The organism is Kitasatospora sp. NPDC032757, assembly GCF_055579305.1.
In genome coordinates this window covers 11,235-29,060 of record NZ_JBVINN010000068.1, presented here as the reverse complement: position 1 = coordinate 29,060, position 17,826 = coordinate 11,235, and the positions used below count along the sequence as shown (strand labels likewise).

Sequence of the window (17,826 nt, the reverse complement as noted above, 5' to 3'; positions counted from 1 at the left end):
TAGTCGCCCGGGGTGGCGGTGGCGTCGTTCGGGAGCGGGCGGCAGCAGCGGAGCCACCCGCTCCCACAGGTCATCCGGCACAAGATCAACAGGCATCCGGACAGCCTGCCGACCAAGATCGCCAGGCGCAAGAGTGCAGTTCAACTCATTCTGAAACGATCAGTTAGGGGTTTGAACTGAGAGGGTCTGCTGGCCGTCACTGCTGGGAACCGTGGCTGAAGGGGACGGCGTCCACCCCAGGACGACACACAAGATCGTTAGTGGGCGCGAGGGAGTTTGGAATGACCGGAACAGCCACCCGCTACCTCTATCTCGTCCGGCATGGCGAGGCCTTGCCGGACGAGAGCGGGCTGACGGAGAACGGCCGCCGTCAGGCGGTACTGCTTGGCCAACGACTCCGTGATGTCCCCTTCTCGGCTGTTCACCACGGCCCACTGCCCCGGGCAGCGCAGACCGCACGCCTGATCGGGGAACAGCTAAACGGCATCCCTCTGCAGGTCTCGGAAGCCGCCGGGGACTATGTCCCCGACGTGCCGGAAAGGGAAGAACTACCGGCGGACTCAGCCGACTTCCTGCTCCGCTTCGTCGACCAGTTCACGGCCGAGGAGCGTGAGCGCGGCCCGGTGCTGGCCCGCCAGGCACTGGAGCGGTTCACCGGGCCGGTGGACGGCGACGAGGCTCGGCACGAACTGGTCGTCACCCATAACTTCCTGGTCGGCTGGCTCGTCCGGCATGCCATGGAAGCGCCGAAGTGGCGTTGGCTCGGCCTCAACCACTGCAACGCCGCCCTGACGGTTATCCGATACGCGCCCGGCCGGCCGTCCTCCGTCCTCTTCTACAACGACATGCGGCATCTGCCTGCCGAGCTGCGCTGGACCGGCTTCCCGCCCGAACTGCACATCTGAGCACATCAATCGTGGCTTGCTACGCGGCCCTGGCCGGGTACTCGGTCCAGGCGCGGATGGGTGAGTCGGGGGCGAAGTTGGTCTTCGGTTCGGCGCGGGCGTTGTGCCAGCGGATGTAGGCGCCGATGGCGGCGTTCTGCTCGCCGTGACTGCGGTGGTCGGTGCCGTTGAGCGCGAAGTAGCGCAGGGCCGCGAACTCGGACTCGATCCAGTTCAACCACGACCCGTAGGTCGGCAGGAAGACCAGCTCGACTTCGTTGGCTGCGGCCCAGGCGCGGACGTTCGGGTGCTTGTGTGGGGAGAAGTTGTCCAGGACGACGTAGAGCTTCTCCCCTGGCCAACGGGCGCGCAGGGCCTTGAGCAGGCCGAGGAACTCACGCCATCTCTTGCGTTTCCGGATGCGGTAGTAGATCTTTCCGGTGGCCAGGTCGAGGGCGGCGAGCATGTGCATCACGCCGTCATAGCGTTTGTAGGTGGCCCGGAGCCGGCGCGGGGACCGGAACGGCCGCCAGGCCTTTCCCTTGCGTGGTATGAGGTTGAGCGGGCCGAACTCGTCGACGCAGACGACCCTGCCGTCTATCGGCGGGGTGTCGTAGAGCTCCAGGACCCGGTGCATCTTGGTCAGGAAGTCGGGGTCGCTGGAGGACTTCCAGGTCGTGGTGGTCTGCCAGGAGATCTTGCCCTCGTGCAGGATGCGGCGCAGGGTCTCGCGGCTGATCGCGGGCACCACGTGGCGGTTGACCAGGTGCTCGGCGAGCTTGGTCAGGCTCCAGGTGGAGAACGCGGCGATCTTCCAGTCAGCGGGGGACGTCCGGGCAATCAGGCAGATGCTCTCGCGCACCTGGTCACTGATCGTTCTGGGGCGTCCCCCGCTCCATTTTGGGTCCAGCGCGTCGAACCCCCGCTCGTTGAACGCGTGGATGACATCGCGTACATAGTCCTCGCTGACGTGCAGCAACGAGGTGATGTCCCGCACCGCTTGGCCCTGCGCTGACATCAGCACCACGATCGCGCGCCGCAGCCTGACCGGGTCCTTCGAGGTCCGGCCGATCCGCTGCAGTCGCCGACCCTCCTCCATGCTGACTGGCCGGACGAACACTCCCGGACGACGCCCCACGATCACCTCCAAGATCAGATCCTGGAGACAGCCTGACGACGGACGCACGACATATCAATTACCAGGTCAACCATCCGAGCCGAGCCACTAGTCCTCGAAGGGCTCGTTGAGGTCGGCCAGCAGCTTCTCGATGCGCTGGCTGGTGCAGCGGTGCCGTTCGACCTCGCGGTCCCAGCCGCGTTCGGCCGCGTCCAGGGCGAGGGTCTGCTCGACCCGGCGACGCGTCCGCAGCCGTGGCGCGTACTCGGGTGTGGTGACGAACTTCGCGCAGGTCAGGTAGAGGTCGCACTCGCAGGGCCCCTCGGCGGGAAGGCGCAAGCAGCGGCCGAGTTCGAGTGCGGTCTTGAAGAAGTTCGTCTTCAGCCAGTCGACCGAGGTGTCCGGCAGGCACCCGTTCTGAGTTCCTCGGCGGCCGGGCCGGCGATCGTCGCTCCGGGTCCGAGGACGGCGCGGTGGTCGCGCAGTACTTCCTGATCGCTGACCTGCGCGTAGACGAGGGCCATGCTCACCGAGGTGTGCCCGAGAACCTTCATGATGGTGTGCAGCTTCGCGCCGGGTTCTGCGAGCTGGGTGCCGACGGTGTGGCGGAACCGGTGGGCCGAGACTGTGCCGCGGCCAGTCCCGTCGCGGCCCCTTGGGCGGACCAGGCCGACGGCCTTGCAGGCGTCCTGGATCGACGTCTCGAACAGGTAGTAGGTCGACAGCAGCTTGCCGTGGCTCATGAACAGATAGCGGATCTCCTCACCGGTGCGCTCGTCGGTGAAGGGTCTCTCCGGTGCGTGTCTGCGCAGCTCAATGACCTTTTGTAGAGCCTTGGCGGCGTCCTCGTGCAGCGGGACGACCCGCTCTTTGTAGGTTTTGCGGCCAGAGAGCCGCAGCCGTGGGGTGCCGTCGGGGTAGCGGTCCAGGCAGTCGATCGGGAGGCGCTGGATCTCGGTGCGGCGGGCCCCGGACCAGCGGGCCACCAGCAAGATGCGGCAGTTGCTTGAGCGCCTTCACCACCGGCGCACCGGCCTCCACTGCGCCGAAGTCCACGGTGTCCACCAGCCGCCGGATGAAGCCGCGCACCGGGCCGTACCGGGAGGCGCGCGCGGGTCGCCACTCGGCGTCCTCGTCCCCGTCGCCGTCCGGCACGCACTCGGCGATCGTGGCCAGCGCCTCGGCGAGCTTGGCGCGCGGCACGACCTTCTCGATCGCCTCCCAGGCGTCCAGCACAGAGACCGCCTCGCCGTCGATGGTCGCCGGGGCGGTGTCCAGCAGTACCTCCACCGCCTTGGCCGCCCGCCCGGCCGCCCACCTCAGCCTCGGCAGGCTCTTGAGCTTCTTCTCCCGGCCGATCCGCTCGGCCCGCCCACGCAACCGGCTGCCCATCAGGACGGCCGGCACCACTGCCAGGTCCTCGGTTGGGAAGGCCCCGAGCATCCGCACCGAGCCCCACAGCACCGCGAAGCCGAGCCGGTTCGCCGGCGCCCGCTCCGCCCTAGCCACCTCCAGCCCGGGCGCATCGAGGCGGAAGAACTGCTCCAGCTCGCCGGGCGTCGGCTCGGCCGCGAACCGGCCGTAGCGGAAGACCTGATCGTCAGACAGGAATTCAACTGGCATGACCCGGAACGTAGGGTCGCTGACCAGCACAGATGGCCTTGTTCACCGAACCGGAACCAAGATCGGCCCGTTGTCGCTACTGGTCGTTCCGATCGTCCTCAGAGGCCGACATGGCGTCGGACGAGGCCTGACCGAACGGCCCGCCCGGAGCGCCCGCTCCACGGGGCCCCGCCACGAGGGCCCGCCCATGGGGACCGGACGGGGCCCGGACGGGGCCCGGACGGGGCCCGGAGCGGGCCCGCGACCCCGGAGTCGACCGGCAGTCGGAAATTCGTTCGTGCTTTCTGTTATCGACACGCCGCCAGGAGGTCTCCCAGGTGTCGGCACTCGTACCGGCCGACCCGACACAGGAAGCGTGCCCAGGTGAACAGCGAAGACAGGACGACCATCCTTCCCGCGTCCGGCCACCACGCCGCGGCCGGCGGCCGTGCTGCGCGCCGCGCCGCCGACCGGCGGCGCGGGCGGGGCCGCCGCGGCCGGGGCGTCGGCCCGGTGGTGGCCGTGGTCGCCGCGGTGGCGGGTACCGGGGTGCTCGCGGCGCTCGCCGGAGCCGGGTACGCCGGCTACGGCGGGGCCGGGAGCGACCGGGACGCGGTGGCGTTCGAGCCGCAGATCGCGGCGGAGGCCGGCGATCACGAGGGCATACAGATCCCCGGCGCCGGCGGCTTCGACCCGGCCGTCGCCGCAGCCGGCGGCAGCCCGGCCGCCACCGACGCGGCCCACGCCGCCTCCGGTGCCCCGGCCACCCCGTCGGCCACCGGTGGGACCACGGCCGCTCCGACTCCCTCGGCCACGGGGTCCGCGAAGCCCACCGCGTCCGCATCGAGCCCGGCCGCGTCCGTCAAGAGCCCCGTCGCCTCGACGAGCAGCGCCGCCAAGGCGGCCGCGAGCACCACCGCGACCTCCGGCCGGACCGGCGCCCCGGCCCCGGCCACCCCGGCGAGCGGCACCGCGGCCCAGTACGCCCAGCAGGTCGTGGACCTGGTGAACACGCAGCGCGCCGAGCACGGCTGCGGTCCGCTGACCGCCGAAACGCGGCTGGCCACCGCCGCCCAGGGCCACAGCGAGGACATGGCGGCCCGCAACTACTTCGACCACGCCAGCCCCGAGGGCTACCACGCCGACCACCGGATCGAGGCCACCGGCTACCGCTGGAGCAGCTGGGGCGAGAACATCGCCCGCGGCCAGAAGGACCCGGCCGCCGTGATGGACGCCTGGATGAACAGCCCCGGCCACCGCGCCAACATCCTCAACTGCTCGTTCAAGGAGATCGGCGTCGGGGTGAAGACCGGATCCGGCGGCCCCTGGTGGACGCAGGTGTTCGCCTCGCCGTCCTGACCGCGGAGTGCCGTCCCCGGCCCCGGCGGTCCCACCGCCGGCCACGCCGGCCACGCCGGGCGGGCCGGTCGGAGCCCCGTCGGGAGGCCGTCCCCGGCCCCTGTCCCCGACCCCGTTTTCCGAATCCGCGCAAATTGTTGTTATCTGAGCATTCCCCGAAGGTCTCCGAGGAGGCAGCGGCGGACGGATGACGGCAAGACGGAGTGCGGACCCATGAACGTTGACGTGCAGAACCGCACCGGGACGACCCTGGTGCTGGCGGCCCAGGCGGGCGACCGGCAGGCTCAGGAGGCGCTGGTCGCCACCTGGCTGCCGCTGGTCTACAACGTCGCCGGGCGCGCGCTGAACGGCCATGCCGACGTGGACGACGTCGCGCAGGAGACCATGATCCGGGCGCTGGACGGCCTCGACGGGCTGCGCGACCCGGAGTCGTTCCGCTCCTGGCTGGTCGCGATCACCATGAACCAGGTCCGCCGCCGCTGCACCGGCCAGCAGCAGAGCACGGTCGGCGGCCTCGACGAGGCCTGGGAGCTCGCCGACCCCCGGGCCGACTTCACCGACCTCACCATCCTGCGCCTCGGCCTCTCCGGGCAGCGGCGCGAGGTTGCCGAGGCCACCCGGTGGCTGGACCCGGACGACCGCGAGCTGCTCGCCCTCTGGTGGCTTGAGGCCTGCGGCGACCTCACCCGGGCCGAACTGGCCGAGGCTCTCGACCTGACGCCGCAGCACACGGCGGTACGCGTCCAGCGGATGAAGAAGCAGCTGGAAGCCGGCCGGGTCGTGGTCCGGGCACTCACCGCCTACCCGCGCTGCCCGGAGCTGGAGGAGCTGACGGAGGGCTGGGACGGCACCCCGAACTCGGTGTGGCGCAAGCGCATAGCCCGGCACATCCGCAGCTGCGCCGCCTGCGACCGGCTCGGCCGCGACCTCTTCCCCGCCGAGGGGTTGCTGGCCGGCCTGGCGCTGGTGCCCGTCCCGCTGGACTCGCCGGTCGCGTTGTCGTTCCAGGCCACGGCCGCCACGGTGACGCCGGGCAGTGCGGCCGACGGCGGAGCGGCGAACGGCGGAGCGGCCCACACCGGCGCCGCGAACGGGGGCGCCGCCAACGGGGGCGCCGCCAACGGCGCGGCCGGCGCGCCGGCCGACCCCGCCGGCGGCGGGAGCGGCCCGTGGAGCGCCCTGACCCGGGGGAAGGCGGCCGTCGCGGGCGGCGCGGCCACGGTCCTCGCCGTCGCGACCCTCGCCCTGGTCTGGCCGCAGCACTCGCAGCCCGAACCGGCCGCGCCCGAACCGACCGCGACGGCCGCCGCTCCCGACCTCGTCCCGGCGGCCGCGATGCCCATGCCGCCCGCCCCGGAGCCGTCCGCGCCGCCGACGCCCCCGGTGACGGCAGCGTCGGTGCCCACCGTACCGGCGCCCAGCGAACCGCCGGCCACCGCCGCCCCCGCGCCGTCACCGACCGCGGGCCGCCCGACGGCGACCCCGCCCAGCCCGGAACGCCAGCTGGTGGACCTGGTCAACGCCGAACGCGCCAAGGCCGGTTGCGGCCCGCTGCGGATCGACCCGAAGCTGCACACGGCGGCCCAGAAGCACGCGGACGACATGGTGGCCCGCAACTTCTTCGACCACGTCAACCCGGACGGCGCCCGCGCCGACGCCCGCCTGAACGCGGCCGGGTACCACTGGTCTCGGTGGGGCGAGAACCTCGACCGGGGGACCAGCGCCCCCGCCACCGTGTTCTCCCGCTGGATGGACGGCGGGATCCACCAGTCCAACATGCTGGACTGCGCCTTCAAGGACGTCGGCGTCGGCGTCGCGACCGGGCCCGCGGGCCTCTACTGGACCCAGGACCTCGGCGCCCCGCTCGGCTGACAGGCACACGCCCGGCCGCTGAGTCCGGCCGGGCACCGCGGTTGCTCACCCGTGCGGTTGCTCACCCGCGCAGCCGGTCACATGGGGTCAGGCGGGCAGTCCGACCAGGCCGTCCGCCTGACCCGTCACATAGCCCGTCTTGTCGGCGACCACGCCGCCGGCGTCACCGACCTGCCCCTGGACGGCGTCAGGGGCCGTGGTGATGGCCCCGCCCTGCTGGAGCGGGCCGGTCAGGTCGCCCTGCCCGCCGACCGCACTCGCGTGCGCACTGGGAGCGGTCAGGGAAGCCACGACGCCCACGGCGAGCGAGGCGACGGCGAGCATGCTGCGCTTCTTCATGCCCCGTCCAACGATGCTCCGCCACCCGGGTTACGGCCCGGGCACCGGGACGACCGACGGGTTTCCGGTGGCGGGCGGCATAGGAGGGCGGTGGGATGGGGAGGGGTCGGGGAGCAAATCCGGCGAAAGCCGAATTTTCCGACTACGCCCAGCCAACCGCGACAAGAAGGGCATCCGATGCACGCAGCCGAGCTCACGCCAGCCGTCCTCGCCGAGCTGCGCCGCCCCCGGCGCTACCCGGCCGTCTCCGTCCTGCTGCCGACCCACCGCAGCGAGCCCGACAACACCCAGGACCCGGTGCGCCTGCGCAACCTGATCGCGGAGGCCAAGAACCGGCTGCACGCCGACGAGGCGGTCTCCCGGGCCGACCGGCTGGACGTGGTCGAGCAGTTGGACCGGGCCCTGCGGGAGGTCGACCTGGTGCACGCCGAGGACGGTCTGGCGATCTTCGCGGCGCCCGGTGAGCACCAGGTCTGGTCGCTGCCGCGCACGGTGCCGGCCCGGGTGGTGGTCTCGGAGACCTTCCTGACCCGCAACCTCGTCTCCGCCTACACCGCCGGCGCGCCGTACTGGGTGCTGACGGTCGCCGCCGACCGGGTCGCCCTGTTCGGCGGCACCGGGCCTCGGCTGGCCGAGCACACGGGGGGCCGCTTCCCGCTGGACCAGGTCCGCCCGAACTGGGACGTCGAGCGCCAGGAGCGGATCGGCGACGTTCCGAGCACCTTCCGCGACGAGGAGACCCGCCGGTTCCTGCGCGAGGCGGACACCGCGCTCGGCGCCCTGCTGGAGTCCGACCCGCGTCCGCTCTATGTGCTCGGTGAGGCCGCCGCGCTCGCCCTGCTGGACGAGGTCGGCACCGCGGTCAAGCGCGCCGCGGCCCAGGTGCCGCGCGGAGGCCTGGGCCACGCCTCGGCCGCCGCCGTCGCCGAGGCCGCCCGGCCCACCGCCGAGCAGCAGGCGCGGCGGGCCGTCGCCGAGCTGCACGAGCGCCTCGACCAGGCCGTCGGCGTCAAGGCGCTGGCGAGCGGTATCGACGAGGTCTGGCAGAACGTCTCCGAGGGCAGGGTCGGCCTGCTGACGGTGGAGGAGGACTACTGGGAGCCCGTCAGGGTGACGGACAACCACCTCGTGCCCGCCGCCGCCGGTGAGCCGGACGTCCGCGAGGACATGGTGGACGAGATCGTCGAACGGGCGCTGGACACCGGCGCCACGGTGCAGTTCGTCGCCGCCGGCGAGCTGGCCGACCGCGGCCGGATCGCCGCCGTGCTGCGGTACTGACCACCGCCCGTCCCGGGGGCTCGGCCGCAACCGGCCGGGCCCCCGGCGGGTCAGCGGTAGAACGTGCGCCCGGCGGCGCCCGAGGAGACCGACCAGACCTCGCTGATCAGGCCGTCGGTGATCCGCAGGGTGTCCGTTCCGCTCCGGGCCACCTCCGCGCCCTGTTCGTCCGCGAACGTGGCGAGGTAGGGGCGGGCGACCAGCCCGGTCGGCCGGCCGTCGACCATCGCGAGGTCGACCACCGCCACCCCTTCGGATGCGAAGCGCAGCCCGGGGCGGCGGCCGTGCCAGCCGGCGATGAGCGCGGCGAGTTGCCCGGGCGTGTGCGCGTCGTCGAAGGCCTCGGTGCCCGCCTGGGCGTAGCGCAGGGTGAACTCCGGGGCCATGATCTCCGCCGCCAGGTCCGTTTCGCCGTTCCACATCGCCGTCCAGCGCTCGTACGCGCCGACGCCGAACCGCCGCAGTTCCTCACCCATGAACGTCCCCCTTGTCCGCACGTGTTCGTACTGTCCGTACCTGTTCGGTCGCTCGCGACCGTAGCAAGGGGGACTGACAATCCAGGGTGCGCAGGGCCCGAAGGTCCGGCCGCCGGCCGCCGGCCGCCGGCCGGTCCGCAGCCGCGGCGGTCGCCCGGGCCTCGACCGGCGGGCCCGCCGCCGCGTGGATGTGCGGCGGACCAGCTGCCGCGTGCCGGCGGGCGGCGCTAGGGTGCTGAGCGGACCATCGGACCATCGGACCCACCGGGCCCGGGGGAGCCGGCACGGAGCGTGGGGGCGGCATGCGATTCCTGTTCGTACACGGCACCGGGGTGCGGCGTGGGGGGTACGACCCGCTGTTCGAGCTGGTCGCCCGCGAGTTGACGGCCCGGTTCCCGGACGCCGTCGTCGAGCCCTGCTACTGGGGCGACGACCACGGCGCGACGCTGGCAGCGGGCGGCGCCTCGATCCCGGGCTTCGCCGGCCTCTCCGTGCCCGCCGCAGGGGCCCCGGCACAGCCGGAGGCACTGGTCGACCGGGTGGACGGCGGCTGGACGCTGCTGCTGGTCGACCCGCTCTGCGAGCTGCGGGTGCTGGCCCGGCTCCCGGTCGAGGACGACGGGTTCGGCGCCCCCGGGGTGCGGGCCCCGGGCGAGGCCGTCGCGGACCGGCTGGCTGCGTTCGCGCACCCCGGGGCGGACCATGACGTGCTCGACGGTGTCACCGAAGAACTCGCCGAACTGAACGCCCTGTTGGCCGCCACCGCGCTCACCCCGCACCTGTCGGAGGCCCTCCGCCGGGTGGCCGCCGCCGAGGAGTTCGCCGAGGCCTGCGAGCGGGCCGTCGACCCGGTCGCCGGCGCCGAACTGATCGCCGTCACCGCCCGCGCGCTCACCGCCGAACTCCTCACCGCGGCCGGCCCCGGGGCACTCTGCACCGCCGACGAGCGCGACCGGCTGGTCGAACTCCTCGCCGACCGCCTCGGCGGGGCCGCCCGCGGACCGCTCGGCCGGGCGGCCGGAGTGCTCGGCCGGCTCGGCATGCGGCTCGGCGGCCAGCGACTGCTCGACCGCCACCGCGGCGCCCTGACCGTCGGTGCCACCCCCGCGCTCGGCGACATCCTCCGCTACCAGGCGCGCGGCGGCCCGCTCCGGGCCTTCCTGGCCGAGCGGATCGCCGCCGCCCCCGGCCCGACCGTGGTGATCGGCCACAGCCTCGGCGGCATCGCCCTGGTCGACTGCCTCGCCCTCGCCGCGGCCCGCCGGGAGGCCCCGGCCGGGCTGCGGCTGCTGGTCACCGTCGGCTCCCAGGCGCCGTTCCTGCACGAACTCGGCGCGCTCAACGGTCTGGAGCCGGGCGAGGCCCTGCCGGCCGGGTTCCCGGACTGGCTGAACGTCTACGACCCGGGGGACGTCCTCGGCTACCGGGCCGGGCCGGTCTTCCGCGGCGACCGGCGGGTCACCGACCACGAGGTGAGTAGCCGTCAGCCGTTCCCGTACTGCCACAGCGCCTACTTCAAGCTCCCCGCCCTCTACGACCGGATCGCCGCCGCGCTGGCCGGGAGCGCGCCCGCGAGGCCGGCCGCCGGAGCCGCCGGGTGAGGCACCTCGCCGGCGACGACGCCGAGCTCCTCGCGCCCGAACGGGTCTTCGCCCTCGTCGTCGGCATCGAGTCGTACGGGGTGGGCGCCGACTGGGACCTCCGCGGCCCAGCCCGGGACGCCGTCCGGTTCGCCGAGTGGCTCACCGGCCCGGCCGGCGTTCCCGCCGCGAACGTCCGGCTCTTCCTCTCCCCGCTGCCCGCCCCCGCCGGCCCGGGAGCTGCGCCCGCCCCCGTCGGCCCGGGAGCTGCGCCCGCCGCAGCCGCCGGCGCAGCACGGCTGCCCGCCCACCGCCCCGCCACCGGCAACGAGATCGAGGACGCGCTGCTGCGCGAACTGCCCAAGTGCGACGGCGACCTGCTCCTCATCTACTGGGCCGGTCACGGCTACGCGGGCGACGACGACCAGCTGCTGCTGCCGTTCGCCGACGCCTCCGCCCCGCCGATCCGTCACCTCGACCTCGACTCCGCCCTGCGATTCTGGCGCTCCAGCAAGGTCAACCAGCGGTTCCGCCGGGTGGTCTCGATCGGCGACGCCTGCCGCCTCGACGTCCGCACCGGAGCCGGCCCCACCTTCGGTCGGGTCGACTACGGCAACGGACGCCCGGTGCGCAGTCGCAGCACCTTCGTCCTCTACGCCGCCCGGCCCGGCCTGCCCGCCCAGAACATCGGCGGCGCCGGCCGGCTCACCGACACCCTGCTGGCCCGGCTGGCCGGCCGCAGCCTCGACGAGAGCCTGCGCCACCTGCCCGACATCGCCCGCGAGGTGCACGCCGACCTCGCCGCGCTCGCCGACCGGGGCCAGGCCTGGCAGCAGATCCAGTGGCGCATCAGCGACTGGGACGGCAATCCGGTCACCGACGACGGCTGGCCGCACGAGCCGCCCGGCGCGCCCCGGCTCGACGACCAGGCCTGGGCCGAGCTGCACGGGCTCCTCCCCGGGCCCGGCCTGCCGCCGGACGCCTACCGCGCCTACCGCTGGGCCTTCGAGGCGGCCGACTGCGCCCCGCCCGGACCGGCGCTGCCGGCCGCCGAACCGATGGCCGTGGTGCGCGACCTCGACCGCCGGCTCGGGTCCGGCTCCCGCCGCCTCCCGCTCCCGCTCGCCTTCGTCCGCTACCTCGCCGCCCGCGAGGAGGACCGGGCCCGGGCCGAGCGGCTGGCCGACTGGGTCCGGCGCACCGGCCTGCGGCTCGGCGCCGACGCCGTCCCCGTACCGCCGGCGCGGGAGCGCGACGGCCGCGCCGAACTGCACGTCCAGCTCACCGAGTCCGCCGACGAGGACGCCTACCTGGTCCGGATGTGGCTCCACCGGCAGGGCTTCGAAGCCCTCTGGGAGTCCGCCCGCCCGATCGCCCTGGCCGCCGTCCGGGAGGAGCTGGTCCGGCAGTTGTTCGGCGCGGCCGGCCCCGAGCTGCGGCGGATCGAGTTCCACGTCCCCGAACCGCTGCTGGACGAGGAGTTCGAACGCTGGCCGCTGCCCACCCGCGGCCGCCGCTCCGCCGAACTCGGCACCTCCTACGAGGTGTTGGTCCGCTGCCCCGAGGAGCGCACCCACCAGTCCGGCCACCGGTGGCGGCGCAAGTGGGCCTGGTACCGCGAACACGGCGGCCGCCACCCCGACGCCGTCCACGCGCTCACCGGGAGCACCCCGCTCGGCCCCGGCCTCGCCGACCGGCTCGGCGCCGAGGGCCACCCGGTCTGCGCCCTCCTCGACCGGCACGGCGCACCGCTGGTCGACCGGCTGGAACTGGTCCTGGACGCGGGCCTGCCCATCGCCGTCTGGCGGCGGGCCGGCGCGGGGGCGGCCTGCTGCCCCGGGCCCGAGACCCTCGCCGCCCTCCTCGCCTCCGTGACCGACGGGGCTGACGGTGCCGGCGCGGCTGACGGTGGCGGCGCGGCCGACGGTGCCGGCGCGGCCGACGACGCCGAGGCGCGCGCCGCGGACACGGCCGCCGGCTCCGCCACCGGCCTCGCCCCAGCCCTCGACCTCGACCGACTGCCCGACGCAGTAAGGAAGTTACGGATCGGATCGGCCCCGGGCGGCTGCGCCGACTGCCCGGTGGGCGCACGCCTGGGACTGCTCTGGGACGACCCCGAGCACCGGCCCCGGACCAGATCGCTGTCCTGACGGGGGATCGCCCTCCGGCCTGGAAGGGAAGGAAGCAGCATATGAAGGACTGGTGGATCTACCAGGGCGAGGGCACCCCGGATGCCCGCCTCGCCCGGCTGGCCGGCAAGCAGCCGCCCTGGCGCGACTTCGACGGCACGCCGGACCCGCAGTACCGGCCGCCCGGCCCCTCCGGGCACGCCTGGGACCGCACCGCCCGGCGAGGCACCGGCTACGTCGCCGACGAGGCCGAGACCGACGCCGTCAACACCGCCCTCTACCTGAGCCGCCCACTGCTCGTCACCGGCAAACCCGGCGTCGGCAAGTCCACCCTCGCCTACAGCATCGCCACCGACCTCGGCCTCGGCCCGGTCCTGCACTGGCCGATCACCAGCCGCAGCACCCTGCGTGACGGCCTCTACCGCTACGACGCGATCAGCCGACTGCACGACGCCAACCTCCAGCAGCTGCACGGCGGTTCACCGGCTCAGTCGGCTCCCGGCCGCTCGATAGCCCCCTACCTGCGGCTCGGCCCGCTCGGCACCGCGCTGCTCCCGCAGGAGCGCCCGCGCGTCCTGCTGGTGGACGAGATCGACAAGAGCGACATCGACCTTCCCGGAGACCTGCTCACCGTCTTCGAGGACGGCGGCTTCGAGATCCCCGAACTCGCCCGGATCGCCGCCCGCGAACCACGTGTACGGATCGGCACCGACGACACCCCGGACGCCGCGGAGGGCCTGCGCCCCGCCGATGCCACCGTCGCCGTCGACCACGGCCGCGTCCAGTGCCGCGCCTTCCCGATCGTCGTCCTCACCAGCAACAACGAGCGCGACTTCCCGCCGCCCTTCCTCCGCCGCTGCATCCGCCTGCACGTCCAGCCACCCGGCCCGGCCCGGCTCGAACAGATCATCAGACAGCGGCTCCACCTCCCCATGGACCTCGACGACCGGCGCCGCGACCTCGTCCAGGGCCTGATCCGCGCCTTCGACGAGCGGCGGGCCGAGGGCGACCTCGCCACCGACCAGCTCCTCAACGCCGTCCAGCTCCGGCTCAGCGGCGCCTGGTCGGACGACACCGAGCGCGACGTGTTCCTGCAGACCGTCCTGCAGAAGCTCACCGGTCCGGCCTCGCCGTGACGGACCGGCTGCTGCGCGCGCTCGCCGACGCCGACGCCGCCTCGGCCGCCGGCCTGGGCGCGGAGGAGCTGGCCGACGTCCTCTGGCTGGCCGGCTGCCTCGGCGGCGCCGCCCTCGACCGGCCGCAGCGCCCCGCGGGCCCGGCCGGTCCGGCAGCGGACCCGCCCCCGGGACCAGGCGCCGCCGACGGCCCGGAACCCGCCCCCGGCCGCACCGGCGGGCCGCTCGAACAGCACTACGCCACCGCCGACCTGGCCGCCCCCGGCGGCACGGAGCCGGGCCCCGGCGCCGCCCGCGGCGACCTCGTCCGCGTCGCCCGCGCCGCCGCCCTCGCCGACCCGCTCGCCGTCATGCGCGCCCTGCGCCCGCTCGGCCGCCGCACCCTCGCCCACAGCCGTGGTGAGACCGAACTCGACGAGGAGGCCACCGTCAGCGCCGGCGTCGACCAGCGCCTGCTGGTGCCCGTCCTGCGCCCCACCCCCGGCCGCTGGCTCGACCTCGCCCTCGTCATCGACACCCACCGCTCGATGACCCTCTGGCACGACCTGGTCGCCGAGCTGCGCCGGGTGATCGCCCAGACCGGCGTCTTCCGCGACGTCCGCACCTGGTACCTCAGCGGCACCGAGGCCGGGGGACTGCCCGGCCTCGCCGCCCGCCCCGGCGGGGCGCCGCGCCGGCCGCAGGAGATCGCCGACCCGTCCGGCCGCCGCCTGGTCCTGGTGGTCACCGACACCGTCGGCGCCGGGTGGGGCGGGCCCGCCCTGGACGCGGTGCTGCGCGGGTGGGGCCGGCACGGGTCCGTCGCCGTGCTCAACGTCCTGCCCGAACGCCTCTGGTCCCGCGGGGCCGTCCGCCCCACCCCGGTCTGGCTGCGCGCCACCGGCCCGGCAGCCCCCAACGCCGGCTGGGAGGCCGCCGCCACCCGCCCGCGCGGCCGCTCCCGCCGGAGGCTGCGGGCCGCGCCGGGCGACGGGGCCGGCACGGGGGTCCGGCCGATGCCGGTGCCGGTGGTGGACCCGAGCCCGTCGTCGCTGGCCGCGCTCGCCGCCCTGGTGTCCGGCGGTGGCCGGCGCGGCCGGCTCAGCTGCCTGCTCGCCGGCGGGGCCGGACCGGTCCCCGCCGTCGATCCCGCCGCACCGCCGGCCGCCGCCCCCGCCGCACCGCCGGCCACCGCCGAACTGGCGCTGAAGCAGTTCCGCGAGACCGCCTCTCCACTGGCGCAGGAGCTGGCCGGCCACCTGTCCGCCGTGCCGCTGGTCCTCCCGGTGATGACGCTCGTCCGTCGGGCGATGCTCCCGCAGGCCGACCACGGCCACCTCGCCGAGGTCCTGCTCGGCGGCCTGCTCGCCCCCTGGGAGGCCCCACCGCCCGGCACCGACCCCGACGGCGTCGAGTTCGACTTCCTGCCCGGTGTCCGTGACGCCCTGCTCGGTGCCCAGCGCCGTGAGGACGTCGCCGAGATCCGCCGGACCGTCCACCACCAGGTCGCCGCCTACCTCCGGTCGCGCCGCACCGCCGCCGCCGACTTCCTGGCCGGCCACGTCGCGGACGGAACGCGGGCCCGCGCGGTCGCACCGGGAGCGCTGCCGTTCGCCGAGTCGGCGGGGGGTGCCGCCGGCCGGGAGCCGCATCGGGTGGCCATGTCGGTCGCCGAGGCCCTGGAGCGGCCCGAACTGCTCGGCGTCAAGCCCGCGGACCGCCTGCCGGACGAGCCCGCCCTGCCGACGCTGGTGCCCTACGTCCGGCGCGAACTGGACACCGCCGTGGCGGAGCTGGTGCGGGGTGGCCTGGCGGGCGGGAGCACGGCCGTGCTGGTCACCGGCGCCCGGGCCACCGGGAAGACCAGGGCGTGCTTCGAGGCGCTGCGCCGCCTGCCGGCCGGGTGGCGGCTCTGGCGGCCCGAGCCCGAGCCCCCGGGGGCGGGCGCTGCCGGGCTGGACGGGATCGGACCCCACACGGTCGTCTGGCTCGACGACGCAGTGGAGGTGCTCGCCGCCCCGCGGGCCGGCGGCGGCGGGCCGGCCCACCAGCTGGCGGAGCTGCTCGCCGACCGCTCCCGCGGCCCGGTCCTGGTCCTCGGCACGCTCCGGATGAAGGACCCGGACGACAGCCCGCGGGCGAGGTTCGCCGGCAGTCTCCTGCAGCGCCTCCTGGACCGGGCCCGGGTCCACGTGCCCGAGGAGTTCACCCGTGAGGAGGCCGACGCCGCGGCCCGGCTCGACCCCCGGCTCGCCGAGGCGGTCCAGGCGGCCCGGGATCGCCGGGTCGTCCAGGTGCTCGCGGCGGCACCCGGGCTCCGGGCCGGCTTCGAACAGGCGCCCGTCATGGTGCGCGCCGTCCTGGACGCGGCGCTGGACACCCTCCGGCTGGGGCACCGGCGCGCGTTGCCCGACCGGCTGCTGGAGGCGGCGGCACCCGGGTACCTGAGCGCGTACGGGCGGAGCAGCGGGCCGGAGGACTGGTTCGGGGGCGCGATGGCCTACGCGACCTCGCAGGAGGCCGGCCGCGTAGGGCTGTTCCGCGCCGACCGTCGCACGGCCTCCGGCGCCGCCGCCGACGGCTTCTCGTACACCATGCATCCGCTCGTGGAGGGCTGGCAGCAGCACAGGCGCCGGCCACCCGGGCTGATCCCGCCGGAGACCCTGTGGCGGGCCCTGCTCGAGCACGCGGACCGCGGGGACCTTCTCCGCCTCGCCCAGGGGGCCCGGGGCCTCGGCGCGGACGACCGCGCCGAGGCGATCGAGGCGGCGGCGGACGCCTACCTCACCCGCCGACTGCCGCGGTTGCCGGCCGTGGGGGGCGAGGACGAGGAGGACGTGGTCCGGCCGTACTTCTACCTCAGCCATGCCCACGCACCGCCCACCGAGGGCCGGATGGACCCGGGCTTCTGGGTGCGCAAGCTCTGCGAGGACCTCAGCGACGCGATCCTGCAGCTCACCAACGTGCCCGACGGAGTGCCGGTCGGGATGATGGACGACGGGCGCAGCCGGGGCGCGTCCGAACGGCGGGCCCAGGCGCTGGCGACCTGCCGGGTGTTCGTCCCGCTGTACTCGCCCCGGTACTTCGCCAGCGTGCCGTGCGGCCGGGAGTGGCACGCCTTCTCCCGGCGGCAGGTGTTCCCGGTGAGCGCCGACTCGGAGCGCAGCAGCGGCATCGTCCCGGTCCAGTGGACTCCGCCGACGCGCCACCGGCTGCCCGAGGCCGCGGCTCAGCTCCAGGTCAACCAGAGCGGCTTCGGCCCGGACTACGCGGCCGAGGGCATGTACGCCCTGATGACGATCGGCTCCTTCCGGTCCGCCTACGACCTGGCGGTGCACCGGTTGGCCCGGCGGATCGTCAAGGTGGCGGAGGAGACGGTGATCCCGGTCGGCCGCGTGCTCGACCTCGCCACGCTGCCCAGCGCGTTCGAGGACGCGACGCCGCCGCGGGAGCTGCGGATCCTGGTGCTCGCCTACCGGCGGGACGAAGTGCCGCCCGGGCGGCGACCCGAGGCCTACGGGCCCCGGCGTACCGACTGGAACCCCTACCGGGGTGTGTTGGCGCGCTCGCTGGCCGAGCACACGGAGGGCCTGGCCCGGCAGTGGGGGTTCAGCCCTTCGGTCCAGGACTTCGAGCCGGAGGCGGAGCGGCTCCTGGAGGACGGGGCGCCCGTCGGCCCGATGGTCCTGCTGCTGGACCGGTGGGCGCTGCGGGACACCCGCCGGTTCTCGCTGCTGCGGCGCGTCAGCGCACGGAACACGGGCTGGATGGGCGTGCTCGAGCCGTGGAGCGCGGACGGTCCCGGGGCGGCCGCCGACGCCTCCGAGCCGGCTGCGCTCAGCCGCCGTGCGCTGTCGGCCGGGGAGGCCCTGCGGGCCGGGCAGACCCACAGCGGGCAGCAGGCCATCGGCGGCCTGGACGAGTTCGAGGAGGCCCTGCCGAGGGTGGTGGCGAGGGCGGAGCGCGCCTTCAGGGAGGGCCGGTGGGGTCACCCGGACGGGGCCGGGGAGGGGCACCCGCGGATCGCCGATGTGTGACCGCGACGGCCCGGCCGTCCGGTGGGGCCCGTGACCGC

General features: G+C 74.8%; 13 protein-coding genes and 1 pseudogene. 8 read left to right on the top strand and 6 right to left on the bottom strand.

Annotation, left to right across the window (positions count from 1 at the left end):
• The first annotated feature begins 281 nt into the window (after nt 1-281).
• Nucleotides 282-905: a histidine phosphatase family protein gene (locus ACZ5WK_RS38795; protein ID WP_465555049.1), complete on the top strand. Its 624-nt coding sequence runs from the start codon at nt 282-284 to the stop codon at nt 903-905.
• 19 nt (nt 906-924) lie between these two features.
• Here the strand turns inward: ACZ5WK_RS38795 and ACZ5WK_RS38790 are convergent, their stop codons facing one another.
• The 4 genes and pseudogenes from ACZ5WK_RS38790 to ACZ5WK_RS38775 form a co-directional block, all read right to left on the bottom strand.
• Complete coding sequence (locus ACZ5WK_RS38790) at nt 925-2,028, bottom strand: IS630 family transposase (RefSeq protein ID WP_465555051.1); 1,104 nt, start codon at nt 2,026-2,028, stop codon at nt 925-927.
• Between the two features lie 81 nt (nt 2,029-2,109).
• Nucleotides 2,110-2,340 (bottom strand): hypothetical protein, encoded by a 231-nt coding sequence (locus ACZ5WK_RS38785; protein ID WP_465555047.1) that lies wholly within the window; start codon nt 2,338-2,340, stop codon nt 2,110-2,112.
• A 41-nt stretch (nt 2,341-2,381) separates the two neighbouring features.
• Nucleotides 2,382-2,987 (bottom strand): tyrosine-type recombinase/integrase, encoded by a 606-nt coding sequence (locus ACZ5WK_RS38780; RefSeq protein ID WP_465555045.1) that lies wholly within the window; start codon nt 2,985-2,987, stop codon nt 2,382-2,384.
• A 418-nt stretch (nt 2,988-3,405) separates the two neighbouring features.
• Nucleotides 3,406-3,624: pseudogene (locus ACZ5WK_RS38775) on the bottom strand (DUF4158 domain-containing protein); the annotation flags it as partial.
• A gap of 363 nt (nt 3,625-3,987) precedes the next feature.
• Here ACZ5WK_RS38775 and ACZ5WK_RS38770 point away from each other — a divergent pair.
• Both ACZ5WK_RS38770 and ACZ5WK_RS38765 read left to right on the top strand, forming a co-directional pair.
• Nucleotides 3,988-4,962 carry a CAP domain-containing protein gene (locus ACZ5WK_RS38770; RefSeq protein WP_465555043.1) on the top strand — a complete coding sequence of 325 codons (975 nt, stop codon included), beginning with the start codon at nt 3,988-3,990 and terminating at the stop codon, nt 4,960-4,962.
• A gap of 213 nt (nt 4,963-5,175) precedes the next feature.
• A complete protein-coding gene (locus ACZ5WK_RS38765; RefSeq protein ID WP_465555041.1) occupies nt 5,176-6,834 on the top strand; it encodes a sigma-70 family RNA polymerase sigma factor in 1,659 nt (552 codons plus the stop codon).
• A gap of 87 nt (nt 6,835-6,921) precedes the next feature.
• On the opposite strand, the gene ACZ5WK_RS38760 is transcribed toward ACZ5WK_RS38765, so the two are convergent.
• Nucleotides 6,922-7,173, bottom strand: coding sequence for a hypothetical protein (locus ACZ5WK_RS38760; protein ID WP_465555039.1), 252 nt, complete (start codon nt 7,171-7,173; stop codon nt 6,922-6,924).
• A gap of 177 nt (nt 7,174-7,350) precedes the next feature.
• Here ACZ5WK_RS38760 and ACZ5WK_RS38755 point away from each other — a divergent pair, with 177 nt between their 5' ends.
• Nucleotides 7,351-8,451, top strand: a complete 1,101-nt coding sequence (locus ACZ5WK_RS38755; protein WP_465555037.1) for a baeRF3 domain-containing protein — start codon at nt 7,351-7,353, stop codon at nt 8,449-8,451.
• A 50-nt stretch (nt 8,452-8,501) separates the two neighbouring features.
• Here ACZ5WK_RS38755 and ACZ5WK_RS38750 read toward each other — a convergent pair whose 3' ends face one another.
• The gene (locus ACZ5WK_RS38750) at nt 8,502-8,927 is read right to left on the bottom strand and encodes a nuclear transport factor 2 family protein (protein ID WP_465555035.1); all 426 of its coding nucleotides are present in this window, start codon (nt 8,925-8,927) and stop codon (nt 8,502-8,504) included.
• Nucleotides 8,928-9,229: 302 nt separating this feature from the next.
• Between ACZ5WK_RS38750 and ACZ5WK_RS38745 the strand changes: the two genes are divergently transcribed.
• Genes ACZ5WK_RS38745 through ACZ5WK_RS38730 form a run of 4 tightly spaced genes read left to right on the top strand, consistent with a single transcriptional unit; the run spans nt 9,230 to nt 17,788 of the window.
• Nucleotides 9,230-10,528 (top strand): hypothetical protein, encoded by a 1,299-nt coding sequence (locus ACZ5WK_RS38745; protein ID WP_465555033.1) that lies wholly within the window; start codon nt 9,230-9,232, stop codon nt 10,526-10,528.
• On the top strand, nt 10,525-12,657 hold the full coding sequence (locus ACZ5WK_RS38740) for a VMAP-C domain-containing protein (RefSeq protein WP_465555031.1): 2,133 nt from the start codon (nt 10,525-10,527) through the stop codon (nt 12,655-12,657). The genes ACZ5WK_RS38745 and ACZ5WK_RS38740 overlap by 4 nt, the downstream gene beginning before the upstream one ends.
• Before the next feature lie 41 nt (nt 12,658-12,698).
• Complete coding sequence (locus ACZ5WK_RS38735) at nt 12,699-13,772, top strand: AAA family ATPase (protein WP_465555029.1); 1,074 nt, start codon at nt 12,699-12,701, stop codon at nt 13,770-13,772.
• A complete protein-coding gene (locus ACZ5WK_RS38730; RefSeq protein ID WP_465555027.1) occupies nt 13,769-17,788 on the top strand; it encodes a TIR-like protein FxsC in 4,020 nt (1,339 codons plus the stop codon). The genes ACZ5WK_RS38735 and ACZ5WK_RS38730 overlap by 4 nt, the downstream gene beginning before the upstream one ends.
• The last annotated feature ends 38 nt before the right edge of the window (nt 17,789-17,826 follow it).

Bases quoted from the DNA above. Each gene is read 5' to 3' on its own strand.
- ACZ5WK_RS38750 (WP_465555035.1), bottom strand. From the start codon at position 8,927: ATGGGTGAGGAACTGCGGCGGTTCGGCGTCGGCGCGTACGAGCGCTGG.
- ACZ5WK_RS38795 (WP_465555049.1), top strand. From the start codon at position 282: ATGACCGGAACAGCCACCCGCTACCTCTATCTCGTCCGGCATGGCGAG.
- ACZ5WK_RS38735 (WP_465555029.1), top strand. From the start codon at position 12,699: ATGAAGGACTGGTGGATCTACCAGGGCGAGGGCACCCCGGATGCCCGC.
- ACZ5WK_RS38765 (WP_465555041.1), top strand. From the start codon at position 5,176: ATGAACGTTGACGTGCAGAACCGCACCGGGACGACCCTGGTGCTGGCG.
- ACZ5WK_RS38760 (WP_465555039.1), bottom strand. From the start codon at position 7,173: ATGAAGAAGCGCAGCATGCTCGCCGTCGCCTCGCTCGCCGTGGGCGTC.
- ACZ5WK_RS38755 (WP_465555037.1), top strand. From the start codon at position 7,351: ATGCACGCAGCCGAGCTCACGCCAGCCGTCCTCGCCGAGCTGCGCCGC.
- ACZ5WK_RS38745 (WP_465555033.1), top strand. From the start codon at position 9,230: ATGCGATTCCTGTTCGTACACGGCACCGGGGTGCGGCGTGGGGGGTAC.